This window comes from Achromobacter kerstersii (assembly GCF_902859595.1).
Lineage (GTDB): Bacteria > Pseudomonadota > Gammaproteobacteria > Burkholderiales > Burkholderiaceae_B > Achromobacter > Achromobacter kerstersii.
The window spans coordinates 151179-177052 of the sequence record NZ_CADIJQ010000011.1; the positions used below are offsets into that span (position 1 = coordinate 151179).

General features: G+C 63.4%; 20 protein-coding genes. 10 read left to right on the plus strand and 10 right to left on the minus strand.

Annotated elements, in window-relative coordinates:
* Positions 1-4 precede the first annotated feature (4 nt).
* On the minus strand, positions 5-2194 hold the full coding sequence (locus HV765_RS26185) for an ATP-binding protein (protein ID WP_175171472.1): 2190 nt from the start codon (positions 2192-2194) through the stop codon (positions 5-7).
* Positions 2195-2293: 99 nt separating this feature from the next.
* Between HV765_RS26185 and HV765_RS26190 the strand changes: the two genes are divergently transcribed.
* On the plus strand, positions 2294-2821 hold the full coding sequence (locus HV765_RS26190) for a carboxymuconolactone decarboxylase family protein (RefSeq protein WP_175171473.1): 528 nt from the start codon (positions 2294-2296) through the stop codon (positions 2819-2821).
* Positions 2822-2896: 75 nt separating this feature from the next.
* On the opposite strand, the gene tal is transcribed toward HV765_RS26190, so the two are convergent.
* Positions 2897-3850, minus strand: a complete 954-nt coding sequence (tal, locus tag HV765_RS26195) for a transaldolase (RefSeq protein ID WP_175171474.1) — start codon at positions 3848-3850, stop codon at positions 2897-2899.
* A gap of 216 nt (positions 3851-4066) precedes the next feature.
* Between tal and carA the strand changes: the two genes are divergently transcribed.
* The 3 genes from carA (at position 4067) to HV765_RS26210 (ending at position 9348) form a co-directional block, all read left to right on the plus strand.
* On the plus strand, positions 4067-5221 hold the full coding sequence (gene carA / locus HV765_RS26200) for a glutamine-hydrolyzing carbamoyl-phosphate synthase small subunit (RefSeq protein ID WP_054427953.1): 1155 nt from the start codon (positions 4067-4069) through the stop codon (positions 5219-5221).
* 10 nt (positions 5222-5231) lie between these two features.
* A complete protein-coding gene (gene carB / locus HV765_RS26205) occupies positions 5232-8477 on the plus strand; it encodes a carbamoyl-phosphate synthase large subunit (RefSeq protein ID WP_054427952.1) in 3246 nt (1081 codons plus the stop codon).
* Positions 8478-8583: 106 nt separating this feature from the next.
* The gene (locus tag HV765_RS26210; RefSeq protein WP_054427951.1) at positions 8584-9348 is read left to right on the plus strand and encodes an SDR family oxidoreductase; all 765 of its coding nucleotides are present in this window, start codon (positions 8584-8586) and stop codon (positions 9346-9348) included.
* A gap of 110 nt (positions 9349-9458) precedes the next feature.
* Here the strand turns inward: HV765_RS26210 and HV765_RS26215 are convergent, their stop codons facing one another.
* The 6 genes from HV765_RS26215 to HV765_RS26240 all read right to left on the minus strand — a co-directional run bounded on the left by HV765_RS26215 (position 9459) and on the right by HV765_RS26240 (position 15866).
* Positions 9459-10103, minus strand: a complete 645-nt coding sequence (locus tag HV765_RS26215; RefSeq protein WP_175171475.1) for a histidine phosphatase family protein — start codon at positions 10101-10103, stop codon at positions 9459-9461.
* Between the two features lie 22 nt (positions 10104-10125).
* On the minus strand, positions 10126-11034 hold the full coding sequence (locus tag HV765_RS26220; protein ID WP_054427949.1) for a LysR family transcriptional regulator: 909 nt from the start codon (positions 11032-11034) through the stop codon (positions 10126-10128).
* A gap of 10 nt (positions 11035-11044) precedes the next feature.
* On the minus strand, positions 11045-12130 hold the full coding sequence (locus tag HV765_RS26225) for an ABC transporter ATP-binding protein (protein ID WP_054427948.1): 1086 nt from the start codon (positions 12128-12130) through the stop codon (positions 11045-11047).
* Positions 12127-13839, minus strand: coding sequence for an ABC transporter permease (locus HV765_RS26230; protein ID WP_175171476.1), 1713 nt, complete (start codon positions 13837-13839; stop codon positions 12127-12129). Before HV765_RS26230 ends, HV765_RS26225 begins: the two co-directional genes overlap by 4 nt.
* A gap of 88 nt (positions 13840-13927) precedes the next feature.
* Complete coding sequence (locus HV765_RS26235) at positions 13928-15253, minus strand: ABC transporter substrate-binding protein (protein WP_054427946.1); 1326 nt, start codon at positions 15251-15253, stop codon at positions 13928-13930.
* A 202-nt stretch (positions 15254-15455) separates the two neighbouring features.
* On the minus strand, positions 15456-15866 hold the full coding sequence (locus HV765_RS26240) for a FlxA-like family protein (RefSeq protein WP_175171477.1): 411 nt from the start codon (positions 15864-15866) through the stop codon (positions 15456-15458).
* 136 nt (positions 15867-16002) lie between these two features.
* Between HV765_RS26240 and HV765_RS26245 the strand changes: the two genes are divergently transcribed.
* The gene (locus HV765_RS26245; RefSeq protein ID WP_054427944.1) at positions 16003-17325 is read left to right on the plus strand and encodes a solute carrier family 23 protein; all 1323 of its coding nucleotides are present in this window, start codon (positions 16003-16005) and stop codon (positions 17323-17325) included.
* Between the two features lie 49 nt (positions 17326-17374).
* Here the strand turns inward: HV765_RS26245 and HV765_RS26250 are convergent, their stop codons facing one another.
* On the minus strand, positions 17375-19003 hold the full coding sequence (locus HV765_RS26250) for a methyl-accepting chemotaxis protein (RefSeq protein WP_175171478.1): 1629 nt from the start codon (positions 19001-19003) through the stop codon (positions 17375-17377).
* 636 nt (positions 19004-19639) lie between these two features.
* Between HV765_RS26250 and greA the strand changes: the two genes are divergently transcribed.
* On the plus strand, positions 19640-20116 hold the full coding sequence (gene greA / locus HV765_RS26255; protein WP_054427942.1) for a transcription elongation factor GreA: 477 nt from the start codon (positions 19640-19642) through the stop codon (positions 20114-20116).
* A 129-nt stretch (positions 20117-20245) separates the two neighbouring features.
* Here greA and HV765_RS26260 read toward each other — a convergent pair whose 3' ends face one another.
* On the minus strand, positions 20246-20848 hold the full coding sequence (locus tag HV765_RS26260; protein WP_054427941.1) for a YhbY family RNA-binding protein: 603 nt from the start codon (positions 20846-20848) through the stop codon (positions 20246-20248).
* Between the two features lie 18 nt (positions 20849-20866).
* Here HV765_RS26260 and HV765_RS26265 point away from each other — a divergent pair, with 18 nt between their 5' ends.
* The 4 genes from HV765_RS26265 (at position 20867) to glmM (ending at position 25810) form a co-directional block, all read left to right on the plus strand.
* Complete coding sequence (locus HV765_RS26265) at positions 20867-21499, plus strand: RlmE family RNA methyltransferase (protein WP_006222881.1); 633 nt, start codon at positions 20867-20869, stop codon at positions 21497-21499.
* A 217-nt stretch (positions 21500-21716) separates the two neighbouring features.
* Positions 21717-23606 (plus strand): ATP-dependent zinc metalloprotease FtsH, encoded by a 1890-nt coding sequence (gene ftsH, locus HV765_RS26270; RefSeq protein WP_054427940.1) that lies wholly within the window; start codon positions 21717-21719, stop codon positions 23604-23606.
* Positions 23607-23624: 18 nt separating this feature from the next.
* Positions 23625-24470 (plus strand): dihydropteroate synthase, encoded by an 846-nt coding sequence (gene folP, locus HV765_RS26275; protein ID WP_054427939.1) that lies wholly within the window; start codon positions 23625-23627, stop codon positions 24468-24470.
* Complete coding sequence (glmM, locus tag HV765_RS26280; RefSeq protein ID WP_054427938.1) at positions 24467-25810, plus strand: phosphoglucosamine mutase; 1344 nt, start codon at positions 24467-24469, stop codon at positions 25808-25810. Before folP ends, glmM begins: the two co-directional genes overlap by 4 nt.
* Positions 25811-25874: the final 64 nt, after the last annotated feature.

Consider the following 25874-nt stretch of genomic DNA (forward strand, 5'->3'; position numbering starts at 1 on the left):
TTTATCAAGGGGTGCTTGCGCCGCACTCTCCGCGCGGCAACATCACCGTGAATATGACCAGGCCGTCGCGGCACGCTACCGAGATCTCGCCTTCATGGTCGCGCACGACCTGGTCAGCAATGTACAGGCCCAGCCCCAAGCCATTGCGATTGCGCGAATGGCCCAGCGATTCGGGCTTGAAAGGCGAAAACAAGTGCGTCAGCACGTCTTCTGCAATGGGCGCGCCATGGTTGATGACGCGCAATTCAATATCGTCATCCACCTGATGCGCCTGAACCACGATGGGCTGGCGCGGGGCGCCGTGTTGGCGCGCGTTGCTCATCAGGTTGGTGATGACTTGGGCGATGCGGTCGGTGTCGGCCATCAGCTCCAGGCCAGGATCAACGTCCGGCTCGATCAGCAGGCCGGGATAGGCCTGACGCTTTTCGGCGATCAGCCCATTCATCAGTTCAGTCAGATTGCACAGCCGCTTCTGGATGCCCAGCCCCATGCCGCCTTGCAGCCGCGACAGGTCCAGCACCTGCGAGATCAGGCGTTGCATGCGGCCGCTGGAATAGCGGATGCGCTCGCCCATGCGGGCGCCGGAATCCGTCTTCGACAACAGCGTGGCCGCCATGGAAATGGATTGCAGCGGGTCGCGCAAGTCATGGCCCAGCATCGCCAGCAGCGCGGTGCGGGCGCGGTCGACATCAGCGGCGCGGCTGGTCGCAATATGGGATAGCTCGTCGCGCAGGTTGTCAGCCGCTTCCAGTTCCGCCGCCAGCCACGGCGTGCTCGTGCCACGCACCACTTCGCGCCACGCTTCGAATGAACCACGCGGCGTCAGGCGCGGGCCCTGGCTGCCCACGGCATATTGCTTTTCGGGTTTGCCGCCCCACACCAGCGTTTCGATCTGCTCTTTGCGCAGCCAGATCAGCCAGCCGTTGTTCATCGGGTCGAACTTGCAGGCAAGCAGGCCCGCGTACGGCACAAGGTCCGTTTGCAGGCCAGGGTAGTCGCGCGCGATGTTGTCGGTGTGCACCAGGCGCTGGCCGCTTTGATCCAGCGCGCACAGAATGCCGACGAGTTCGCCGCGTGGGGCGATGCCGCCAAACACCGTGACGCTATTGCCCCACAAACACAGTGCCGCGTCGTTCGGAACCAGCGAGGCCGGCGTTTCCGCGCCGCCTGACAAGGCCAGATGCAGGTTTTCCGAGGCGGATGCGCGTTCGGTCAGTTCGCTGACCAGCTCGGCATTGCGCCGCGATTGCTCTGCGCGCGCGGCGCCTTCGATGTTGGCCAGCGCGGCGGACAGCACTTGCGCCAGCGCTTCGCAAGCCAGTCGCGCGGGGTAGGGGAGGGGGTGCGGTGAATGGTGGTGGCAGGCGATCATGCCCCAGAGCCGGCCGCCGATCACGATCGACAGGCTCATCGACGCCTCTACGCCCATGTTGGCCATGTACTCCAGGTGAATCGGCGACACGCTGCGTAGTGATGAAAAGCTCATGTCCAGCGGCTTCGGGTCTGCGCACGGCGCACCCAGCACGCGCACGGGCGTGTAGCGCGCATCCGCAATCTGACGCAGCGTGTTGACGGTGTACAAGCGGCGCGCCTGGGCCGGAATGTCGCCGGCAGGGTAGCGCCTGCCCACCCAGTCATCCAACGATTCGTGGTGCCGCTCCGTGACGATTTCGCCGCTGTCGTCGGGGTGAAATCGGTAGGCCATGACGCGGTCAAAACCGGTCGCGCGATGCACTTCGCGCACCGCGCTGTCGAGCAGCCCGGCTACATCAGGCTGCCGGCGCACCCGTTCTATGCTGCGATAAATATGAGCGGGGTCGGCCACGCCCACATCCTCGGGGCGGCGTTCCAGTTCAATGACGGTCAGGCCATCCACGTTTCGATGGCCAATCACGTCGAACGTGGCATCGTTGAGCACGATGGTCAGCGGGTCGAAAATCGGGTCTGCATTGCCCAGCCAGACCGACAGATAATGCGTCAGGCTGGGCGGCAGCGCGCCGGGTGTGCAGGCTTGCCCCAGCGTGAGCGGCGCGCCCAGCAAGTCAGGCGCATTTTCGCTGGCGAATTGCAGCATTCCCTCCGCATCAAACGCCAGCAGCGCGCCCAACGGCTGGATGGCGCCCGGTACATGTATCGGTTCGCTATCGCAGTTGGCGAGCGTGACTGGCGGATGGGATTGGGGAGGCGCATTCATTCTGGGCGGGGGGTCCTGGGCGCGCAATATGCTGTCATTATGTCAAAGAAATTGTACGAATGTGTGCATCTGCAGCGCAGTCATCTATATGGAGATTTCATGGCTCGTCTACCCTACGCCGATCTGACTCATCCCGAAGCACGGCCCCTTGTGGACCGCATCGTCGCCGAGCGCGGCAGTGTGCTGCACCTGTACCAAATGCTGCTGCACAGCCCCGCCGTGGCGGGTGGCTGGCTGAACTATCTGACCTCAATCCGGCAGCTCAGCACCTTGCCGGGTGACCTGCGGGAACTCGTCATCATGCGGGTGGCGGCCATTAACGGCGCGCCCTACGAAGCCGACCAGCACGCGCCGATTGCCCTGAAAGAAGGCGTCACGCAGGCGCAACTGGATGCACTGGATACCTGGGAAAGCTCAAGCCTGTTCAGCGAACGCGAAAAGGCGGTGCTGGCCTACACCGACGCGATGACGCGCCACGTTCAAGTGCCGGAACCGGTCTTTCAAGCTGCGCGCGCCGCAATGGGTTCGGAAAAATTAATCGTTGAACTCACCGCGACGGTGGCCGCCTACAACATGGTGTCGCGCTTCCTGGAAGCGTTGCAGGTGCATTCGCACGATCACCGGTAAACCTGCCGCCACCTCATCAGCAAGCGCCGTGCCCAAACGTCGGGGCGCGCTGATGGGGTGGCAGATGCGGCGCGATTACCCGCGTTGCGCCTCGATCAGCGCATCCAGCTTGACGGCGTCCGCCACGAACAGGCGGATGCCTTCCGACAGCTTTTCGGAGGCCATCGCGTCGTCATTGAGCAAGGTGCGGAACGTGATTTCATCCGCGCCGATGTGGGCGATGGCTTCACCGGTGTCGTCAGCGCGCAATCGCGCCGGCGCGTCGCCTTCGGTGGTGGACAACTGCTTCAGAAGATCAGGGCTGATCGTCAGCAGGTCGCAGCCCGACAGCGCCAGAATCTGGCCGGCGTTGCGGAAGCTGGCGCCCATGATTTCGGTAGGAATTCCGTGCTGTTTGTAATAACGGTAAATGCGCGTCACGGACAGCACGCCCGGGTCGCGTGCGCCTGCGTTGTCGGCTTCGACCCAGGCGGCGCCGGCGGACTTCTTGTACCAGTCGTAGATGCGGCCGACAAAGGGCGAAATCAGCTGCACCTTGGCATCGGCGCAAGCCACGGCCTGCGGCAGCGAAAACAGCAGCGTCAGGTTGCAGCGCACGCCTTCGGCTTGCAGCACGCGGGCGGCCTGGATGCCTTCCCACGTAGACGCAATCTTGATCAGCACGCGCTCGCGCGGCACGCCGGCGGCTTCATACAGGGCGATCAGGCCGCGGGCGCGTTCGATGGTGGCGCGGGTGTCGAACGACAGGCGGGCGTCGACTTCCGTCGACACGCGTCCCGGCACAATATTCAAAATGGCCCGGCCAAACGACACCAGCAGGCGGTCAACGAGTTCGGGCGTGGAGGCGCCGCCGTGATCGCGTGCGGTTTTTTCCAGCAGCGGGCGGTACGCATCCTGCTGCACGGCTTTCAGAATCAGGGACGGATTAGTGGTGGCGTCGGTGGGACGCAGCGCCTTCATCGCTTCAAAATCCCCGGTGTCGGCGACAACGGTGGTGTGATTGCGCAGGGCGTCAAGTTGGCTGGACATGGACAGTTACGGCTCACAACGGCAAGGGTTGAAGGTGCTGTAAGCGTATCACTGCCGCTGCTTGCCCGCCGCCGCCCACAAGCAGGAGGCCGCGTGCCTGCGCTGAAACGGGGGAATCGCCCGTCCGGGCCTTATTTGGCGCGGTTCGCCGGGAAAGCCGGCCGGTCGAGGTATAATCCGAAGGTTTGATTATCGATTCTAAAACCGGGGTTTACTGTGCTGCCGCAACTTTTTCCCGAGGGGATCAACCGCTTCCCTCCTGCAATTCTGGCTCTGGCGGACGGTACCATTTTTCGAGGCGTGTCGATCGGTGCGCCTGGCCATACCGTTGCCGAAGTGGTGTTCAACACCGCGATGACCGGGTACCAGGAAATTCTCACCGATCCCAGCTATAGCGGACAGATCGTCACGCTGACGTATCCGCATATTGGCAACACCGGCGTCAACGCCGAAGACGTGGAAGCCAATCGCGTCTATGCCGCCGGACTTGTGGTCCGCGACTGTCCCGCCCGCGTGTCGAACTTCCGTTCCACGCAATCCCTGCCCGACTATCTGGCCGCGCAGGGCATCGTCGCCATTTCTGGCATCGACACCCGCAAGCTCACGCGCATCCTGCGTGAAAAAGGCGCCCAAGGCGGCTGCATCTTCGTCGGCACCGACGCAGAACGCGCGGTTGAACTGGCTCAAGGCTTTGCCGGCATGGCCGGCCAGGATCTGGCCAAGGTTGTCTCGGTCAAGAGCAGCTCTGAATGGACCGAAGGCACCTGGCAACTGGGCGAAGGCTTTTCCAAGCCTGACCAGTCCAAGTTCCACGTCGTCGCTTACGACTTCGGCATCAAGACCAACATCTTGCGCCTCTTGGCTGACCGCGGTTGCCGCCTGACCTTGGTGCCGGCGCAAACCAGCGCTGAAGACGTCCTGAAGCTCAATCCCGACGGCGTGTTCCTGTCCAACGGCCCCGGCGACCCCGAGCCTTGCGACTACGCCATCGACGCCACGCGCGTGTTCCTGGACAAGAAGCTGCCGGTATTCGGCATCTGCCTGGGCCACCAGATCATGGGCCTGGCCGTGGGCGGCAAGACGCTCAAGATGAAGACCGGCCACCATGGCGCGAACCACCCTGTGCAGGACCTCCAGTCCAAGCGCGTGTTCATCACGAGCCAGAACCATGGCTTCGCGGTTGACGCGGCCAGCCTGCCGGCCAATGCGCGCGTGACGCACGTGTCGCTGTTCGACGGCACCTTGCAGGGCTTCGAGCTCACCGACCGCCCGGCCTTCTGCTTCCAGGGTCACCCCGAAGCCAGCCCGGGTCCGCACGACATCCTTGAACTGTTCGACAAGTTCATCGCCCTGATGTCCGGCCAAAAGTAAAGATTGCATCATGCCCAAGCGTACAGACCTAAAAAGTATTCTCATCATCGGCGCCGGCCCCATCATCATCGGGCAGGCCTGCGAATTCGACTATTCCGGCGCACAGGCGTGCAAGGCGCTCAAGGCTGAGGGTTACCGCACCATCCTGGTGAACAGCAACCCGGCCACGATCATGACGGACCCGGAAACGGCCGACGTCACCTACATCGAGCCCATCACCTGGCAAGCCGTTGAAAAGATCATCGAGCGCGAAAAGCCCGATGCGCTGCTGCCGACCATGGGCGGCCAGACCGCGCTGAACTGCGCACTGGACCTGGCCCACCACGGCGTGCTGAAAAAGCACAACGTGGAACTGATCGGCGCCAACGAGCACGCCATCGAAAAGGCCGAAGACCGCCAGAAGTTCAAGCAGGCCATGACCGACATCGGCCTGGAATCGGCCAAGTCGGGCGTGGCCCACAGCATGGACGAAGCCTGGGAAGTGCAGCGCCGCATCGCTTCCGAAGTTGGCACCTCGGGTTTCCCGGCCGTCATTCGCCCCAGCTTCACCATGGGTGGCTCGGGCGGTGGTATCGCCTACAACGCCGAAGAGTTCGAAACCATCTGCCGCCGCGGTCTGGAAGCCTCGCCGACCAGCGAACTGCTGATCGAAGAGTCGCTGCTGGGCTGGAAGGAATTCGAGATGGAAGTGGTCCGCGACAAGGCGGACAACTGCATCATCGTCTGCTCGATCGAAAACCTGGACCCCATGGGCGTGCACACCGGTGACTCCATCACCGTGGCGCCGGCTCAGACGCTGACCGACAAGGAATACCAGATCATGCGTAACGCATCGATCGCGGTGTTGCGCGAGATCGGTGTGGATACGGGTGGTTCGAACGTGCAGTTCGCGGTCAACCCGCGTGACGGCCGCATGATCGTCATCGAGATGAACCCGCGCGTGTCGCGTTCGTCGGCGCTGGCATCCAAGGCCACCGGCTTCCCCATCGCCAAGGTCGCCGCGCGCCTGGCCGTGGGCTACACGCTGGACGAGCTCAAGAACGAAATCACCGGCGGCGCCACGCCCGCCTCGTTCGAACCGTCGATCGACTACGTCGTCACCAAGGTGCCGCGTTTCGCATTCGAAAAATTCCCCACCGCCGACGCGCGCCTGACCACCCAGATGAAGTCCGTGGGTGAAGTCATGGCCATCGGCCGCACCTTTCAGGAATCGTTCCAGAAGGCGCTGCGTGGTCTGGAAGTGGGCGTCGACGGCCTGAACCAGAAAACCACCGACCGCGAAAAGCTGCAAGTCGAACTGGGCGAGCCCGGTCCGGAACGCATCTGGTACGTGGGCGATGCCTTTGCGCAAGGCTTCACGCTGGACGAAGTGCACAACATCACGCACATCGACCCGTGGTTCCTGTCGCAGATCAAGGAAATCGTCGACATCGAACTGGCGCTGGAACAAAAGACGCTGGCCGATCTGGACTACGCCACCCTGTGGGAACTGAAGCGCCGCGGTTTCTCTGACCGCCGCCTGGCGTTCCTGCTGGACTCAGCTGAATCCGAAGTCCGCAAGCTGCGTCACCAGCTGAACGTGCGCCCGGTCTACAAGCGCGTGGACACCTGCGCCGCCGAATTCGCCACCCGCACCGCCTACATGTACTCCACGTACGAGGAAGAGTGCGAAGCCGCCCCCACCGATCGCAAGAAGATCGTGGTGCTGGGCGGTGGCCCGAACCGTATCGGCCAGGGCATCGAGTTCGACTACTGCTGCGTGCATGCCGCGCTGGCGCTGCGCGAAGACGGGTACGAGACCATCATGGTCAACTGCAACCCGGAAACCGTGTCCACCGACTACGACACGTCGGATCGCCTGTACTTCGAACCGCTGACCTTGGAAGACGTGCTGGAAATCGTCCACAAGGAAAACCCGGTCGGCATGATCGTCCAGTACGGCGGCCAGACCCCGTTGAAGCTGGCGCGTGCCCTGGAAGCCAACGGCGTGCCGATCATCGGCACCAGCCCGGAATCCATCGACGTTGCTGAAGACCGCGAACGCTTCCAGAAGCTGCTGAACAAGCTGGGTCTGCGTCAGCCGCCCAACCGCACCGCGCGCACCGAAGGCGAGGCCCTGGCCCATGCCACCGAAATCGGCTACCCGCTGGTCGTTCGCCCCAGCTACGTGCTGGGCGGCCGCGCCATGGAAATCGTGCACGAGCAGCAAGACCTCGAGCGCTACATGCGCGAGGCCGTGAAGGTCAGCAATGACTCGCCCGTGCTGCTGGACCGCTTCCTGAACAACGCCACCGAAGTCGACGTGGACTGCCTGGCCGATGGCGAAACCGTCTTCATCGGCGGCGTCATGGAACACATCGAACAGGCTGGCGTGCACTCGGGCGACTCGGCTTGCAGCCTGCCCCCGTACTCGCTGTCGGCGGAAGTCATCGCCGAGATCAAGCGCCAGACCACGATGATGGCCAAGGCCTTGAACGTCAGCGGCCTGATGAACGTGCAGTTCGCCATCCAGGGCGGCGACGTCTACGTGCTGGAAGTGAACCCGCGCGCGTCGCGTACGGTGCCTTACGTGTCCAAGGCCACCGGCCTGCAACTGGCCAAGATCGCCGCGCGCGCCATGGCCGGCCAGACGCTGGCGGCGCAAGGCATCACGAAGGAAGTCGTGCCGCCTTACTTCTCGGTCAAGGAAGCCGTGTTCCCGTTCGTGAAGTTCCCGGGCGTGGACACCATTCTGGGTCCGGAAATGAAGTCGACCGGTGAAGTGATGGGCGTGGGCATGAGCTTCGGCGAAGCCTTCGTGAAGTCGCAGCTGGCCGCTGGCGTGCGCCTGCCGGATTCCGGCACGGTGTTCATCAGCGTGAAGAACCAGGACAAGCCCCGCGCCGTGGAAGTGGCGCGCGGCCTGCATGCCCTGGGCTTCAAGCTGGTCGCCACGCGTGGCACCGCCGCCGAGATCGAAGCTGCCGGCATCCCCGTGCAAGTGGTGAACAAGGTCACGGAAGGCCGTCCGCACATCGTCGACATGGTGAAGAACGGCGAAATCGCGCTGGTCATCAACACCGTCGAAGAACGTCGCAACGCCATCGTTGACTCGCGCACCATCCGCACGCAGTCGCTGGCCGCTCGCGTCACGTTCTTCACCACCATCGCCGGCGCCCGCGCCGCGGTCGAAGGCATGCAGTATCTGCGCCAGGGCCTGGGCCTTCAGGTCTACCCGTTGCAGGATCTGCACGCATCGCTCAGCGGACAAGGCTAAAGCCATCGCGCCAAGCCCGCGGGCTTGAGGTAGGATGCCGGGGCGGCCCTTGAAAAAGGGTCGCCCTTTTTCCATTCTTGCGTCTCCTCTTCGCCTACGACGATCCATGAACAGAGTCTTCATTACCGGCGCCAGCAGTGGCCTGGGCCGCGCCCTGGCGCAGCAGTACGCCGCATCGGGCGCCACGCTGGGACTCTTGGGCCGGCGCGAAGACGCGCTGCGTGAACTGGCCGACAGCTTGCCCGGTGAGCATCGCTGCTATGCGGTAGACGTGCGCGACCGCGCCGCGCTGCATGCGGCGGCGGCCGATTTCATTGCGTTTTGCCAGGGCAGGGTGGATGTGGTCATCGCCAGCGCCGGCATCAGTGCGGGCACGTTGACCGAGCACGGTGAGGACTACGACGTCTTCAAAGCCATTGTCGATACCAACTTGCTGGCCACCGTGGCTACCTTCGAGCCCTTTGTCGGCGCCATGCGCGCCGCCGGATCAGGCCGTTTGGTAGGCATCGCCAGCGTGGCGGGCGTGCGCGGGCTGCCGGGGGCAGGCGCGTACAGCGCGTCCAAATCGGCGGTGGTGACCTATTGCGAAAGCCTGCGGCTGGAGCTGGCGGCTGACGGTATCCGGGTGGTGACGATTGCGCCCGGCTACATCAAGACCGCGATGACGGCGAAGAACCCGTACTCGATGCCGTTTTTGATGGAAGCGGACGCCTTTGCGCAGCGCGCGCATGCGGCGATTACACGCGGCACGTCGTACAAGGTGATTCCGTGGCAGATGGGTGTGGTGGCCAAGCTGATGCGCCTGCTGCCCAACGCGGTGTACGACAAGCTGGCGCGCGATGCGCCGCGCAAACCGCGTAAAGCCGGGTGAGGGCAGCACGCCCCGCGTGATGAAAGAACACATCGCGCCAGCGGCGTTAGATCCGGCGATGTGCAATCTTGCAGCGGGCATGCCCCGCCGCATGTGACCACGCCAGCGTCTTACGGCACCACGTCGTCGCCAACCTCATCTGCGATGTGGCCCACATCACCCCAGTCCAGCACTTCCCATTTGCGGCCCTGGATGCCGACTCGGTTGATGCTGACGTTCAGCAGTGCCGCGTCGCGCGGTGCATTCAGCGGCACGCCCGAAGCATGGCGCCAGATGATGTCCAGCACGCCGCCGTGCGTAAACAGCAGGATGCGTTCGCCGTCGTGACGGCTGGCGATGTCGTCCACGGTGGAAACCACGCGCGACTGGAATTGGCCCAGCGTCTCGCCGGCGTCCAGCGCGCGCAGCGGGTCGCGGCTTTTCCAGGCGGCGGCAGCTTCCGGCGCCAGCACGTCGATACGTTCGTGATCCAGCCCTTCAAGCACACCAAAACCGCGTTCGCGGATGCCCGGTTCCACACGCACGCGCAGGCCCAGTTGTTCGGATACAGGCACGGCAGTGGCGTGAGCGCGTTGCAGATCGCTGCTGTAGATGGCGTGGATGGGCGTGTGGCGGGCCTCTTCGCGCAGGCGCGCGGCCAGCAGGCTGGCTTGGTTGACGCCAAATTCGTTCAGGGGAATGTCTTTCCAGCCTTGCAGGCGGCGCTGGCGGTTCCAGTCGGTTTCGCCATGGCGGATGAACCAGATTTCAGTCATTGAGTGATGATGCGGAATAGGCTTAAAGCTGGGCCGGCGTGATGGCCGCGCGCGGCTTCCAGATGGTTTGAATGATCGAGCTTAACGCGACCAGCGCGGGCTCGCTAGCGCGCTCATAGGGCAGGATGAAGCCTAGCATGGCGTCAACGCGTGCCTGGCCCCACACGATGAAATCGTTCGACGCGGCACCCGCCAGCGCGGTCTCTTCGCGCAGCAGGGCGCAACCGGCCCCCGCGCGCACCAGCGCATCCAGATTCGCCTGGTCGTCGTGCTGCATCACGATGCGCGGCGACAAACCGTGGCGTTCGAACATGTCGCGCAGCAGCAGGTGCGTGTGGCTGCCAGACGGGCCGTCAAGCCAAGGCAGTTGCGCCACTTCACGCCAGCCGCCGCGCTTGAGCACGGCGGCGTGTTCGCGAGGCATGGCGATGCGGTAACGCACGCTGCGCAAGGGCAGCCACAGCACGCCACGCGGCGGATTGGCTGCGATGGTCAATGCCGCGGGCAGACGGCCGGTGCTGACCTGTTCGGCTAGCGTGGCGGTGGGCAAGGTCTGCGTTTTCAATTCCACGAGCGGCAGGCGTTGCGTCACGGCCGAAGCCAATTCGCCCAGGCGCAGGAAATCCGGCTTCTCGCTCGGCACGCCGAGTTCCACCACGCCATGCAGGCTGCCCTGCAACTGCTGCGCTTCGGACTTCAACTGCGCCCCCAGCACCAGCAACGATTCGGCCGTGGGCAACAGCACTTCACCCGCCTTGGCCAGCGCCAGGCGTCCGCCACTGCGGTCGAACAACGCGACGCCCAGGCTCTGTTCCAGCGCCTTGATCTGCGCGGTGACGGCGGGCTGAGTCAGCGACAGCGCTTCGGCCGCCTTCGTCAGATTGCCCAGACGGGCAACCGTGACGAAGGCGCGGATCTGATAGATTTCCATGGCCGCAAGTTTAGGCCGCGAGCAGCCGCACTTGGGTCGGTTCCAGTCCGATTGATACGGGTGCGCCAGGCGGGAAGGGCGACAGGCCCGCCAGGTGCGATTGATCCGCCGTCAGCCGCTGCTCGCCAATCAACACCTGATAGCGCGTGAACTCGCCCAGGAACTCGCTGCTTTCCACAATGCCCGGCAGCCACACATAACGCGCATCGCCCAAGCCATCGGCCATTTCGATCTGCACTGTGTGCGGCCGGAAGCTGGCCGCCAGCCGCGTGGCGGCGGGAGCCTCGGCCGTCAGCGGCAAATGCAAGTCGCCCACGCCTTCCACCGCCAGCACGACACTGCCGCTGGTGCGTTCGCGCACATTGCCTTCCAGCACGTTCATCGTGCCCACGAAGTTGGCCACGAAGCGGTTGACCGGATAGTCGAACAAGGTGCTGGGCGCGCCAATCTGCTGCACCACGCCGTGGTCCAGCACGGCCATCCGGTCGGCCGTGGTCATGGCTTCCTCTTGATCATGCGTGACGAAGATGGTGGTGATGCCCAGCCGCCGTTGCAGGCTGAGCAAGTCCTGGCGCATCTGCACGCGCAGCTTCTTGTCCAGGTTCGACAAGGGTTCATCCAGCAACAGCACCTGCGGTTCGATGACGATGGTGCGGGCCAGCGCCACGCGTTGCTGCTGGCCGCCCGACAACTGATTCGGACGGCGCTTGCCGTATTGCGACAGCCCCACCAGTTCCAGCGCGGCTTCCACCTTGGCGCGGATTTCCGCCTTGGGCAGCTTGCGTTCGACCAGACCAAACGCCACGTTGTCCCACACCGTCATGTGCGGCCACAGCGCGTAGTTCTGGAACACCATGCCGATGTTGCGATCCCAGGGCGGGGTGCCGGTGATGTCTTTGCCGTCCACCAGCAACTGCCCCGCGCTATGGCGGTTGAAGCCGGCAATCAGCCGCAGCAGCGTGGACTTGCCGGAGCCCGACGGCCCAAGCAGCGCAAAGAACTCGCCCGGCTCGATATGGATGTTGACGTCCTTCAGCACTTCCGTCTTGCCGTAAGACAAGCGGATGTTGCGGCACTCGACGCTGACTTTCTTCATGCGGATTCCCCTTCAGTGCGTGCCGGACGCTGGCGCGACTGCGCGCGCTCCACCAGCAAGTGCGATACATACGTGCCGATAGCCACCGCGGCCACCGCCAGCACACCCAGCGCGGCGCCGGGCCCCCGGCCCGCCGCGCTTTGCATATACAGATAGATGCCGTAGCTCATGGGCGCCTGGCTGTCTTTCGTGACCAGCATGATGGTGGCCGACAGCTCTACCGCCGCCGTCACGAAGCTGGTCACAAAACCGGCCAGCATGCCGCCCGCCATCAAGGGCACGACGATGCGGCGAATCGTGCTCATGCGCGTGGCGCCAAGCGATTGCGCGGCTTCCTCAAGCGAGACGTTGATCTGCTGCAACGACGCCACGCACGACCGCAGCGCGTAAGGCAGGCGCCTGACGGAATACGCAATCATGATGATGATCCACGACGACGTCAGTAGCGTGCCCGTGCCAGGAAGCTCGATCCCCCGGAACGTGCGCAGAAAGCCGATCGCCAGCACGATGCCCGGAATCGCCAGCGCGGCAGACGCCATGAGGTCCAGCCATTGGCGCGCCGGCAGGCGGGTGCGCAGCATCAGGTAGGCAATTGCAGTGCCGAGGATGACGTCCACGCCTGCGGCCAGGCCGCAATAGAGCAGCGTGTTCGCAATCATGCCCTGCGACTCGGAGAACACCGCCGAGTAATGCGCCAGCGTGTAGCCGTCAGGCAGCGGCGCAAAGCTCCAGACGCTAGCCAGGGACAGCAGCAGCACGCCCATGTGCGGCGACAGCACCAGCAGCAGCACCATGATGATCCAGCCATAGGCCAGCACGCTTTCCATCGGCCCCAGCTTGCGCTTCTGGATGGAATTGCCACCCTTTTGCAGCGTGGAGTAGTCGCGGCCCTTGAGCACGCGCGCCGACAGCCACAACGCCAGAATCGAGAACGCAATCATGATCACGCTGATCACATAGCCCAGCGGATCTTCCAGCCCCACCTGCGTGATGCGCAAGTACGCTTGCGGCGCCAGCATGTTGGTGGTGCCCAGCACAAGCGGGGTGCCCAGGTCGTCAAACACTTTGACGAACACCAGCGATGCGCCCGCCACATAGCCCGGCAGCGCCAGCGGAAAGATCACGCGGCGAAACAGCCGGAACCCGCGCGAACCCAGGTTGAATGCGGCTTCTTCCATGGCGCCGTCGATATTGCGCAGCGCCACGACCAGGTTCATCAGGATGAACGGGAAGTAGTGCAGCGCTTCCACAAAGATGACGCCGTTCAGGCCTTCCATGAAGGGAATCGTGAAGCCGAACCAGTCGTTCAGCAGCAGGTTGACGCTGCCCGACCGTCCGAAGATCAGTTGCATCGCCACCGCGCCCACAAACGGCGGCATGATCAGCGGCAGCACGCCCAGCGTCTGGATGATCAGTGCGCCGCGAAAGTCGAAGCGTACGGTGAAATACGCCAGCGGCACGGCGATCAACGACGCCAGCAGCGCCGACCACCCCGCCACATACAGGCTGTTGAAAAACGCTTCCTGCATCAGCGGCTGGTTGAAGAACGCGCCGAAGTGGCCCATCGTGAAACTGCCGTCGGCGTTCACGAAGGCGCTGTAGAAGACCGTGCCTACGGGCACGGCCAGGAAAAGCAGCAGAAAGCCGAACACCAGCAGCGCCACCATGACGGGGCCGGCGGGCAGGCGTGAGTGGCCCGAAGAATTCATCGAGATTCCCGAAATCGTTGCCAGGGGAGGGTGGCGGCGGGCGGGCTGAAGTGTCCGTCCGCCGTCGCGCCGGTCGCGGAGTAGCGGCTTAGAGTGCCGCGGCCTGCTTGGCCAGCTTCACGGCTTCTTCGTAGTTCGCCTTGGACTTGCCGTTCCATTCGCCTTCCAGCTGCGTGATCTGCTGGTTGACGGCGGCGTCCTTCTTGTTGCCGGCGAAGATCGCCAGGAACGCCGGGTCGGCGGCCTGCTTGCCATCGACCAGCGGCGCCCACGCGAGCTTGCGCGCCTGGGCCAGCAGCTCGGCGGCTTTGCCGCTCTTGGCCTTGTCGCCCAGCTTGGCTTCGGCGTCGTAGATGGCCTTGGTGGCGGCCTGCAATTCCTTCAAGCGGAAGGTGACGGTTTGGTCATACAGCGATTGCACGACGTAGTAGCGCGTCTGCGACAGGTCGGCATTGAACTGGACCTTGCTGCGGCGGGCGATCTCGGCCGGGTCCGGGTAGCCCGGCGGAATCTTGCCGGCAAGCGCCGTGTACGGCAGCACCGGCAGACGCGAGATCTTCGGTTCCAGCAGCAATTCCTGGCCCGCCTGGCTCAACGTGAAGGCGATGAACTTCTTGCCTTCTTCCGTGTTCTTGGCGCCCTCAATCAACGCGATGTTGGCCGGCACGATGGCGGTTTCGGACGGGTAGACGAATTCCACCGGGAACTTGGAGTACTTGCTGGACAGGCCGAAGAAGTCGATGACCGGGCCCGCGCCGAATTGGCCGTTGTTGACACCATCCGGTACGCCGAACGAACGCTCGGTTACGGCGCTGCTGTTGCCCGACATGCGGAGCAACGTGTTCCAGCCGTCATCCCAGCCTTCGCCTTGCAGAATGGTTTCCACCGTCAGGTGCATCGTGCCCGAGCGCGACGGAGACGTAATGCCCACGTGGCCAAACCATTTCGGCGACAACAGGTCTTTCCATTCCACGGGCGCGGGAATCTTGTGCGCTGCGATATAGCGCGTGTTGTAGACAATGCCGTAGCCGGCCAGCGCCTGGCCCAGGTACATGCCCGAGGGGTCATTGATGGGGTAGTTGCCGATCTTGTCCGGCACATCTTTATTCGCCACGTCGGACGACTTGGCCAGCAGCTTGTCGCGGCCCAGCACTTCGAAGGCGTCAGGGGCGCTGGCCCAGAACACTTCGGGACGTTGGCCGGCGGGCGTTTCGCGCACGTAGGCGATGCCCGACACGGTGTTCTTGTTCAGAATTTCCAGCGTGATGCCGGGATTGGCCTTCTCGAAGGCGCTCTTGTAGGCCTGGGTCAGGTCCTTGGGGAACGACGTGATGACCGTGACGGTGCCGGCCAGGGCAGGGGCCGAGCAGACGGCCAGCAGCGCTCCTGCAAGTGCTGTGCGCATTGCATGCATGGTTTGTCTCCGTAGTTTTAATTTGTCCGGAGACAGTAATGTCTGGTCTGCTACGCGTCCAATCAGAAATTTTGATGCGCATCATCATCGGGGGCGCCCGATGCTCAGGCGCCGGTGCCGATGCCCGGATGCGCGCGCACGCGCCGATGCTGGCGCCCGCTATCGGGGCGCCCGCGTCATCGCGCTGGCCTCAGGCCGTCGCCTAGGCGCTGTTGCGTTGTGCGTCGCGCGCCTGCTGCGCCAACACCTGGGAAATCTGGTTCTGGATCTGCACGGCTTGGGTATTAAGCGCCAGCATCTGCTGCGCCTTCATTTCGTCCGACATGCCGCTGGCCTTGACCCTGGCGATCTGGTCCATGATCTGCTTGAGCTGTTTTTGCAAGGCCTTGATCTGACGGGTGTATGCGTCGTCGTTGTCGGTTTCCTCGGTGGCCTTCGCGGTATTCACCTTCGAGGCGCCCGGCGTGTTGACGCGGATCGAGCCTTCGGCGCTGACCGAGACCGCTTCGCCGCCGGCGGCCGACTTGGCTTCTTTGTTGGCCTGAATTCGTTCGGCCCACAGGTCGGCCATCGAGTTGATTCGGGAAACGCCGCTGATGGGATTGGTCGCCATGATGGCTCCGTTCGGTTATTGATCTTGGGGCTTTCCCTAGCTACGGCATTTTCGTTGCGAACTTAAGCATTGCCCCGTTTTCGTGGCCCCCTTTACACTGGCGCCCGCTCACCCCAACACCTTCTTTGGGATTCCCATGTCCAATTCCTATTTCCCGCGTTGGCGCCTGGCGGACGACGCCGAACCTGGCGTCATCATCGCGCCCGATGAACGGCTGTCCTGGCCCAAGAACGTCGCCATGGGCGCGCAGCACGTGGTTGCGATGTTCGGCTCGACCGTGCTGGCGCCCCTGCTGATGGGCTTTGACCCCAACGTCGCCATCCTGATGTCGGGGATCGGCACGCTGATCTTTTTCCTGTTCGTGGGCGGCCGCGTGCCCAGCTATCTGGGCTCCAGCTTTGCCTTCATCGGCGGCGTCATTGCGGTGACCGGGTACGCCGGGGGCGGGGCCAACGCGAACATCGGGGTGGCGCTGGGCGCCATCATCGCCTGCGGGCTGGTCTATACGCTGATCGGCGTCATCGTCTGGATCGTGAATGCGCGCGCGGGCGGCGGGGCCAACTGGATCGATACGCTGATGCCGCCCGTGGTGACGGGCGCGGTCGTCGCCGTGATCGGGCTGAACCTGGCGCCGATTGCGGCCAAGGGCGCCATGGGGGCATCGGGCTTCGATACCTTCATGGCGCTAGTCACCATCGTCTGCGTGGGCGGCATCGCCGTCTATACGAAGGGCATGGTCCAGCGGCTGTTGATCCTGGTCGGCCTGATCCTGGCCTGCGTGATCTACGCCGTGCTGGCTAACGGCATGGGGCTGGGCAAGCCGATCGACTTCTCCGGCGTGGCGGCCGCCGCCTGGATCGGGCTGCCGCATTTCGCGGCGCCTGTCTTCAAGGCGGAAGCCATGGGCCTGATCGTGCCGGTTGCGATCATCCTGGTCGCGGAAAACCTGGGCCACGTGAAGGCGGTCAGCGCCATGACCGGGCAGGACCTGGACCGCTATCTCGGCCGCGCCTTCGTCGGCGACGGCGTGGCAACGATGGTGTCGGGTGCGGTGGGCGGCACGGGCGTCACGACCTACGCCGAGAACATCGGCGTGATGGCGGTTACCCGCATTTATTCCACGCTGGTCTTCGTGGTGGCCGCGCTGATCGCCATCGTGCTGGGCTTCTCGCCCAAGTTCGGCGCGCTGATCCAGACGATTCCGGGCCCGGTCCTGGGCGGTATGTCAGTCGTGGTGTTCGGCCTGATCGCGATCGCCGGCGCCCGCATCTGGGTGGTCAACCAGGTGGACTTCAGCGACAACCGCAACCTGATCGTGGCCGCCGTGACCCTGGTGCTGGGCGCGGGCGACTTCACGATCAAGCTGGGCGATTTCATGCTGGGCGGCATCGGTACCGCCACCTTCGGCGCCATCATCCTGTACGCCTTGCTGCGCCGCCGGGCGCCGGCAGTCGTCTGATCTGACAAGCCTGCGCAGGGCCTTGCGGCCCGCGCAGGCTGGCGCCCGATCAAGACCGCGACAAGCGCGCCGAGGGTTTGGTGTGGGCTAGCGGGGATGCCACTACCGGCGTGGCGTCAATCACTTGCCCCGACTGTGTCTTGAATACGGCGGTCGCCTCGGACAAGCGGCGCGCCTGCTCCTCCATCGCGGAGGCGGCGGCTGACGCCTCTTCCACCAACGCCGCGTTCTGCTGCGTTACCTCATCCATTTGCGAGACCGCCAGGCTGACCTGATCGATGCCGCTGGCCTGTTGGGCCGAGGCGGCCGAGATCTCGCCCATGATGTCCGTCACCCGCTGCACGGACGCCACGATTTCCTGCATGGTCTGGCCCGCGGCCGCTACCTGGGCCGAGCCGGCCTGCACCGTATCTACCGAGGCTTCAATCAGGGTCTTGATCTCTTTGGCGGCCTGCGCGGCGCGCTGCGCCAGGTTGCGCACTTCACCCGCTACCACGGCGAAGCCCTTGCCCTGTTCCCCCGCGCGCGCGGCTTCCACGGCGGCGTTCAACGCCAGGATGTTGGTCTGGAAGGCGATGCCATCAATCACCGAGACGATGTCGGCGATTTTGCGTGAGCTGTCCGAAATGCCCTGCATGGTCGACACCACCTGGCCCACGTTGTGCCCGCCGCGCTGCGCGACGTCCATGCTGATGGCGGCCATCTGATTCGCTTGCGCGGCGTTTTCGGCGTTCTGCTTGACGGTGGCGGCCAGCTCTTCCATCGTGGCGGCGGTTTCTTCCAGGGCGGCGGCCTGCTGCTCGGTGCGGGTGGACAGGTTGGCGTTGCCTGCGGCGATTTCCGCCGCGCCCACGTTGATCTCTTCTACCCCCTGGCGCACGGTGGTCACCGTGCGGGTTAGGCCTTCCTGCATCCGCTTGAGTGACGCAAACAGCGCGCCGATCTCATTGTTGGAGCGGCTGTCGACCCGTTGGGTCAGGTCGCCTGCGGCGATACGGTCAAAGTGCCGGCCCGCCTCTTGCAAGGGCAGCAGCACGCCGCGCCGGATGAAGGTCCAGCACAGGGCGGTCAACAACAGGGCGGCGGTCAGCAGGGCGATGGATGAAATTCGTGCATTCGAATAAGTGGCTTGTGAACTGGCCAGCACGCCGTCGCTGCGCTCCTGCACGCGGGCCAGGAACGTCTTCATGTCACGCACGAAGTTCACATCGGCCTGGCGCGTCCGGCCCACATCCTGCTGGTACTTGGCCGCGGAACGTTCCTTGATGGCGGCGCTTAGCGTGTCCAGCAGCGCGGCGTATTCCGTGAAGCGGCCTTGCAGCGTCAGCGCCAGCGCCTGGCCGCGTTCGCTCTTGGGCACCTCCATGTAGCGGGTGAATCGTTCACGCGCCTGCGCCAGCTCGGCGGCGGCTTCCTGCTCGGCCGTGCGGGTCTGCTCGGCGTTGCTGGCCAGCATGCCCGCCAGCGCGTCGTCCAGCGCCAGCCGAGTGCGCAGCAAGGCGCCATTGGCCTCATACAGCGGGTCAACCTGGTGGACGGCCACCGTGTTCAGATCTTCGATTTCGCGGACGCTGTGCCCCGCATTCAGCCAGCTCAATCCGCAAGCCAGTCCCAGCGCAACGACGAAGCAGGCCAGCACCAGCAGCATGCCTGTACGGACTTTCATTTTTTCCAGCATGAGAGCTCCTCAGTCTAGAACGCGGCTCTGCACGCGGTGACAGGGCAGCCCGTCACGCGGCGCGCAGCGACGAACGTCGGACCGGATGGCAGCGATGCGTTCGTCTGAACATGCACATCACGCACAATCGATATCGCGGCGGCTTCTGCCGCGATGCCCGCACTTGAAATAAGGAGATACGCCGGGGACTACAGGCTGGTATCTAATTGTTATTAATCCTGCTTGTTTTCGGTTATACCGTTTTTGTTGATTTTCCTGCGCCCAAAATTTTTAAATTTCGCCATCAAGGGCTAAAAACTATCCTTAAGTATCTTTTGCGCAACGTGCACAGGGGCGGTTGGGTCGCCATCGTCTGCAAATTTAAGGATTGTTGAGGAAATGCCCGGTTTTAGCGGGTTACAGCGGTGAATTGCGCCGAAAACCGCGTTTTTTCCAGCGGCTTGCAATTCCGGTGGACTTTGCCCACAATATGACTTTGATTGCCCCGGTTCCGACCCGAGCCGGGGTTTTGTTTTGGTCGTCCGCGCCGCTCGTCTCGCTTTAAAAAAGCCCCAGACGTCATGCGCGCGCCAGGGTAACGACCTTCACCGAGAACGCTCCGTCGGGGCGTTTTTCTACTTTTGTTTGGGAAACGACATGTCTGCCATTCCTTTGACCGTGCGCGGGGCCGAGCGCTTGCAAGAAGAGCTCCAACGGCTGAAAACCGTGGAACGTCCTGCCGTGATTAACGCCATTGCTGAGGCGCGTGCGCAGGGTGATCTGTCGGAAAACGCCGAATATGACGCCGCTCGCGAGCGCCAAGGCTTTATCGAAGGCCGGATTGCCGAACTTGAAGGCACGCTTTCCAATGCTCACCTGATCGACCCGACGTCGCTCGACGCCGAAGGCCGCGCCGTGTTTGGCGCCACCGTCGACATCGAAGACCTGGATTCCGGCGACCGCGTGACTTACCAGATCGTTGGCGACGTCGAAGCCGACATCAAGTCCAACTTGATCTCTGTGTCCAGCCCTGTGGCGCGCGCACTGATCGGCAAGAGCGAAGGCGATGTTGTCGAGGTCAAGGCCCCGGCAGGCGTTCGCGAGTATGAAGTTCTGGGCGTGCGTTACATCTGACGCATCCGCCCAAGCGGTAAATTGTCAAAACGCCATAGCCCGAACCCTGCGTTCGTCTGATTTCCGCGGTACATTCGCGGATCGCTATGGTGAACCGGGCGCGTAGAGCGCCCGTTTTTGTGCCTGGCCTTACTTTTTCGTGGTCTTGCGGCTGGTGCCGCTGCGAGCACCGGCTCGCAAGCTCAGTGCACTGCCCGCGCGGCGGGGAATGCCGTGGCCGCTGACGGTAGCGCGCTTGTTGCTGGGACGCATGGGCTTGCCGTTCTTGTTCAGCTGGTCCTGGGGCACGAAGCGCGTTTTGGCGGCTTTGGGCTCTTCGGTCTCGCTGCGGCGGGGGCGCTTGGCAAGCGTCTTGCCTTCGGCGGCGATCTTCTTGGGCGTGTACGGCTCGGAGGCTCGGCGCTTGGCAGGAGCTTCGGGCTCCATGGCGGCCAGCGCGGCGGGCTTGACGTTGCCGGCCAGCGGGCGGAAAAGAATCAGGGTCTTGCCCAGGTGATGCACCGCGGCGCAGGACAAAGTGTCGCAAATCGTCGACAACATGGTCTCGCGGGCCTCGCGGTCATCGCCGCCGGCGCGTACCTTGATCAAGCCGTGCGAAGTCAGTGCCAGGTCAATTTCCTTAAGCACGGCTTCGGTCAGGCCATTGTCGCCAATCAGGACGACGGGGCGCAGAGGGTGAGCGGCGGAGCGAAGGTCGCTGCGCTCACGAGAGGTAAGTTCTAATATAGGCATGCGTGGAATTGTACGGTAATGGCCAAGAATAAATTCTCTAAAGACTGGATTCACCAGCACATCAACGATCCCTATGTGAAGCTGGCGCAACAGAAGGGCTATCGGGCCCGGGGCGCTTTCAAGCTGATCGAGCTTTTGGACAACGAAAAGTTGCTCCGCCGGGGAGACCTGGTCGTCGATCTGGGTTCGTCGCCCGGCAGTTGGTCCCAAGTGGTGCGAGAGCGCCTGACGGGGCCGGGCGGCATCGTGGACGGACGTATTATTGCGTTGGACATGCTTCCCATGGAACCCATTGCGGGCGTGGAATTCATCCAGGGCGATTTCCGCGAAGACGAAGTTCTGAAACAATTGGAAGACATGGTCGGATCGCATGCCGTGGACCTTGTTATTTCAGACATGGCCCCCAACTTGTCAGGCGTGGGTATTGCCGACGCCGCGCGCATCCAGCATGTGTGTGACCTGGCGATGGAATTTTCCCGCGCTCACCTCAAGCCCGACGGCGTGCTGATCGTCAAGGCTTTCCACGGCAGCGGTTTTTCGCAGATCGTGCAAAGCTTCAAGCAGCACTTCAAGCGGGTGGTCGAGCGCAAGCCGAAGGCATCAAGGGCAAAGTCCTCTGAAACCTTTCTGGTTGCCCGCGATCTCAAGTAACCCCGGGCCGGGGCATGTGGCTCCGGAATCCCGAAGAACTTACCTGCTTGCCGAGACAACGACCACCATAACGAAGAATCAGACGTAACTACACGGACCCCAGGGGCCCCAGGACGCAATCGGGTCCAACAGGGTAGAATGGGCTATTGACATACTTGTGACTGTGCCATATGCGGGTGCGCGGTCGCCGGTCGGAATCGAAAGCAGGAGATCGACCTTGAATAATTCATTTTCGAAAGTCGCTGTCTGGATGGTGATAGCCCTTGTGCTGTTCACCGTCTTCAAACAGTTCGACGGACGCGCTCAGACCCAGGACGGCGTGACCTACACGCAGTTTATGGACGACGCCAAGGCGGGACGTATCCGCAAGGTCGACGTTCAGGGCGATGTGCTGTACGTCACCCCGGACGCGGGCCGCGCCTACACGCTGACTTCGCCTGGCGACCTCTGGATGGTCTCCGATCTGCTGAAGTACGGCGTGCAGGTGTCGGGCAAGCCGCGCGAAGAGCAATCGCTGCTGATGAGCATCTTCGTGTCGTGGTTCCCCATGCTGCTGCTGATTGGCGTCTGGGTATTCTTCATGCGACAGATGCAGGGCGGTGGCAGAGGCGGGGCGTTCAGCTTCGGCAAATCTCGCGCCCGCATGCTCGACGAAAACACCAACCAGATCACGTTCGCTGACGTTGCCGGCTGCGATGAAGCCAAGGAAGACGTCCAGGAACTGGTCGACTTCCTGCGCGACCCCAGCAAGTTCCAGAAGCTTGGCGGCCGCATTCCCCGTGGCGTGCTGATGGTGGGCTCGCCCGGTACCGGTAAAACGCTGCTGGCCAAGGCCATCGCCGGCGAAGCCAAGGTTCCGTTCTTCAGCATTTCCGGTTCGGACTTCGTTGAAATGTTCGTCGGCGTGGGCGCTGCGCGCGTCCGCGACATGTTCGAAAACGCCAAGAAGCACGCTCCCTGCATCATCTTCATCGACGAAATCGATGCGGTGGGCCGTCAGCGTGGCGCCGGCCTGGGTGGCGGCAACGACGAACGCGAACAAACGCTGAACCAGATGCTGGTTGAGATGGACGGTTTCGAATCCGGCCAGGGCGTTATCGTCATCGCCGCAACCAACCGTCCCGACGTGCTGGACCCGGCGCTGCTGCGTCCCGGCCGTTTCGACCGTCAAGTGGTTGTGCCGCTGCCCGATATCCGTGGCCGCGAGCAGATCCTGAAGGTCCATATGCGCAAGGTTCCGCTGTCGCCTAACGTCGACGCGACCATCCTCGCGCGCGGTTGCCCGGGCTTCTCGGGTGCCGACCTGGCCAACCTGGTCAACGAGGCCGCCTTGTTCGCCGCTCGCCGTAATGGCCGCACGGTGGATATGTCTGACTTCGAAAAGGCCAAGGACAAGATCATCATGGGTGCCGAGCGCCGCTCGATCGTCATGCCTGAAGAGGAACGCAAGAACACCGCGTACCACGAATCTGGCCACGCGATCGTTGCCCGCCTGTTGCCCAAGACCGATCCGGTTCACAAGGTCACCATCATCCCGCGCGGCCGTGCGCTGGGCGTGACGATGCAGTTGCCTGAAACCGACCGCTACAGCATGGACAAGGGCCGCTTGCTGTCCACCATCGCCGTGCTGTTCGGTGGCCGTATCGCCGAAGAACTGTTCATGGACCAGATGACGACGGGCGCCTCGAATGACTTCGAACGCGCCACCGCCATCGCCCGCGACATCGTCACGCGCTACGGCATGACCGACGAACTGGGCCCGATGGTCTACGCCGAGAACGAAGGCGAAGTGTTCCTGGGCCGCAGCGTCACCAAGACGACTCACATGTCGGAAGCCACCATGCAAAAGGTGGACACCGAGATCCGCCGCATCATCGACGAGCAGTACAGCGTCGCGCGCAAGATCCTGGAAGACAACCGTGACAAGGTCGAAGTGATGACCTCGGCGCTGCTGGAATGGGAAACCATTGACGCAGACCAGATCAACGACATCATCGAGGGCCGTCCTCCGCGTCCCCCGAAAACGCCGCAAGGTCCGTCGGATTCGACGGACACGCCGCCCAGCACGGGTTTGGCGGCTGGCGGCAGCACGGCTGCAGCAGTCTGAGGTTCTTTGTCCTGAGTTATGGCAAATAACTTTCTTTGCGGGCGCTTCGAGTTTGATCTCGAGCGCCCGCTTGTCATGGGTATCGTCAATGTCACGCCGGATTCTTTTTCCGACGGCGGCCAGCACGACGATACGGATTCCGCGGTGGCGCATGCGCGCCAGTTGATCGCAGAAGGCGCGCAGATTCTGGATCTGGGCGGCGAGTCCACGCGCCCTGGCGCTGATCCGGTGTCGGTGGCCGATGAACTCGACCGGCTGTTGCCCGTGATCGAAGCCCTGCGCGATTGCGGTGTGCCGCTGTCTATCGACACTTTCAAACCCGAAGTGATGCGCGCCACGCTGGATGCGGGCGCGGACATGATCAACGACATTTATGGCTTCCGTCAGCCCGGCGCTATCGAAGCGGTGGCGCAGTCGCGCTGCGGGCTGTGCGTGATGCACATGAAGGGCGAGCCCCGCACCATGCAGGCCGCCCCCCCCGAATACACCGACCTGCTCGGTGAAATCGGACTCTTCCTAGGTTCGCGCGCGCAGAAGTTGCGTGCCGCCTGGGTCGACCCCCGCCGTATCGTGCTGGACCCGGGCTTCGGCTTTGGCAAGACGGCGGACCAGAACTTTCAATTACTGCGCCGGCTGTCCAGCCTGCGCAGCACAGGTTATCCATTGCTGATCGGCCTGTCGCGCAAGAACATGATTGGCCAGGCCACCGGCCGGCCGGTTGGCGACAGGCTGCCCGGCAGCATTGCCGCGGCGCTTGCCTGTGTGTCTCGTGGGGCTTCCATCGTGCGTGTGCACGATGTTGCCGCCACCGTGGATGCGCTTAAGGTATGGCATGCGGCTGAACAAGGAGCAATCAGTTCATGATTCGACGCAAGTATTTTGGTACCGATGGCGTACGTGGCGAAGTGGGCGGTCCGGTGATCAACGCCGAATTCGCCTTGCGCCTGGGCTATGCGGCGGGCCGCGTCCTGGCGCGTGAGCACGCCGCGCGCGGTGGCAGCCGCCCGCAAGTCGTCATCGGTAAAGACACCCGCATTTCGGGCTACATGTTGGAATCCGCCTTGGAAGCCGGCTTGTCGGCGGCGGGCATCGATGTGTTGCTGGCCGGCCCCATCCCGACGCCAGCCGTCGCCTACCTGACGCGCGCACTGCGTCTGGTGGCGGGCATCGTCATCAGCGCCTCGCACAATCCTTATCAGGACAACGGCATCAAGTTCTTCTCGGCGCAGGGCATGAAGCTGCCCGATGAGATCGAAGCCGACATCGAGGCCGCCCTGGACGAACCGCTGGGCTGCGTCAGCTCCGAAGGCCTGGGACGCGCGCGCCGCATGTCGGACTCGCAAGGCCGCTACATCGAATTCTGCAAGAGCACATTCCCCAACGATCTGGACCTGAACGGGATGACGATCGTGGTGGATGCGGCGCACGGCGCGGCCTACAACATCGCCCCGCACGTGTTCCGCGAGCTGGGCGCCGAAGTGCATGCCATCGGCGTGCACCCGGACGGCTTCAACATCAACAAGGGTGTAGGCGCGTTGCACCCTGAGATGCTGGCCAAGGAAGTGAAGGCGCGCGGCGCGCAACTGGGCATCGCATTGGACGGCGACGCCGACCGCCTGCAAGTGGTAGATGGCGACGGCCGTATCTACAACGGCGACGAACTGCTGTACGCCATCGTCCGCGAGCGCATGCAGCGCGGCAAGGTGGACGGGGTTGTCGGCACGCTGATGACCAACTTTGGTTTCGAACGTGAAATGACCCGTTTGGGCGTCGGCTTTGAGCGCGCCAACGTGGGCGACCGCTACGTGCTGGAGCAAATGCAATCGCGCGGCTGGCAGTATGGCGGCGAAAGCTCCGGCCACCTGCTGTGCCTGGATTGCCACTCCACGGGCGATGGCATCATCGCCGCCCTGCAGGTGCTGACGGCCCTGCGCCGCAACGGCACGACGATGGCAGAGTGGGTCAGCGACCTGCGCATGTACCCGCAGAAGATGATCAACGTGCCGCTGGCCCCGGGCCAGGACTGGAAAACCCACGCCGGTTTGACCGCCGCGCGCCAGGCCGTCGAAGCCGAGCTTAACGGCCGTGGCCGCATTCTGATCCGCGCCTCGGGCACGGAACCGAAGCTGCGCCTGATGGTCGAAGCGGAAGATGAAGCCCTTGCCGTTTCCAGCGCCGAGAAGCTTGCCGCCAGCTTGGCGTAAGCACCCCAGGCCTTTTGAATTGAAAGCCACTCACCGCGTTGCGGTGGGTGGCTTTTCTGCATTG

Bases quoted from the DNA above. Each gene is read 5' to 3' on its own strand.
- HV765_RS26265 (WP_006222881.1), top strand. From the start codon at position 20,867: ATGGCCAAGAATAAATTCTCTAAAGACTGGATTCACCAGCACATCAAC.
- HV765_RS26245 (WP_054427944.1), top strand. From the start codon at position 16,003: ATGTCCAATTCCTATTTCCCGCGTTGGCGCCTGGCGGACGACGCCGAA.
- tal (WP_175171474.1), bottom strand. From the start codon at position 3,850: ATGTCCAGCCAACTTGACGCCCTGCGCAATCACACCACCGTTGTCGCC.
- folP (WP_054427939.1), top strand. From the start codon at position 23,625: ATGGCAAATAACTTTCTTTGCGGGCGCTTCGAGTTTGATCTCGAGCGC.
- greA (WP_054427942.1), top strand. From the start codon at position 19,640: ATGTCTGCCATTCCTTTGACCGTGCGCGGGGCCGAGCGCTTGCAAGAA.
- HV765_RS26235 (WP_054427946.1), bottom strand. From the start codon at position 15,253: ATGCATGCAATGCGCACAGCACTTGCAGGAGCGCTGCTGGCCGTCTGC.
- HV765_RS26225 (WP_054427948.1), bottom strand. From the start codon at position 12,130: ATGAAGAAAGTCAGCGTCGAGTGCCGCAACATCCGCTTGTCTTACGGC.
- HV765_RS26215 (WP_175171475.1), bottom strand. From the start codon at position 10,103: ATGACTGAAATCTGGTTCATCCGCCATGGCGAAACCGACTGGAACCGC.
- HV765_RS26250 (WP_175171478.1), bottom strand. From the start codon at position 19,003: ATGCTGGAAAAAATGAAAGTCCGTACAGGCATGCTGCTGGTGCTGGCC.
- HV765_RS26190 (WP_175171473.1), top strand. From the start codon at position 2,294: ATGGCTCGTCTACCCTACGCCGATCTGACTCATCCCGAAGCACGGCCC.
- HV765_RS26210 (WP_054427951.1), top strand. From the start codon at position 8,584: ATGAACAGAGTCTTCATTACCGGCGCCAGCAGTGGCCTGGGCCGCGCC.
- carB (WP_054427952.1), top strand. From the start codon at position 5,232: ATGCCCAAGCGTACAGACCTAAAAAGTATTCTCATCATCGGCGCCGGC.
- HV765_RS26260 (WP_054427941.1), bottom strand. From the start codon at position 20,848: ATGCCTATATTAGAACTTACCTCTCGTGAGCGCAGCGACCTTCGCTCC.
- HV765_RS26240 (WP_175171477.1), bottom strand. From the start codon at position 15,866: ATGGCGACCAATCCCATCAGCGGCGTTTCCCGAATCAACTCGATGGCC.
- glmM (WP_054427938.1), top strand. From the start codon at position 24,467: ATGATTCGACGCAAGTATTTTGGTACCGATGGCGTACGTGGCGAAGTG.
- HV765_RS26220 (WP_054427949.1), bottom strand. From the start codon at position 11,034: ATGGAAATCTATCAGATCCGCGCCTTCGTCACGGTTGCCCGTCTGGGC.
- HV765_RS26185 (WP_175171472.1), bottom strand. From the start codon at position 2,194: ATGAATGCGCCTCCCCAATCCCATCCGCCAGTCACGCTCGCCAACTGC.
- HV765_RS26230 (WP_175171476.1), bottom strand. From the start codon at position 13,839: ATGAATTCTTCGGGCCACTCACGCCTGCCCGCCGGCCCCGTCATGGTG.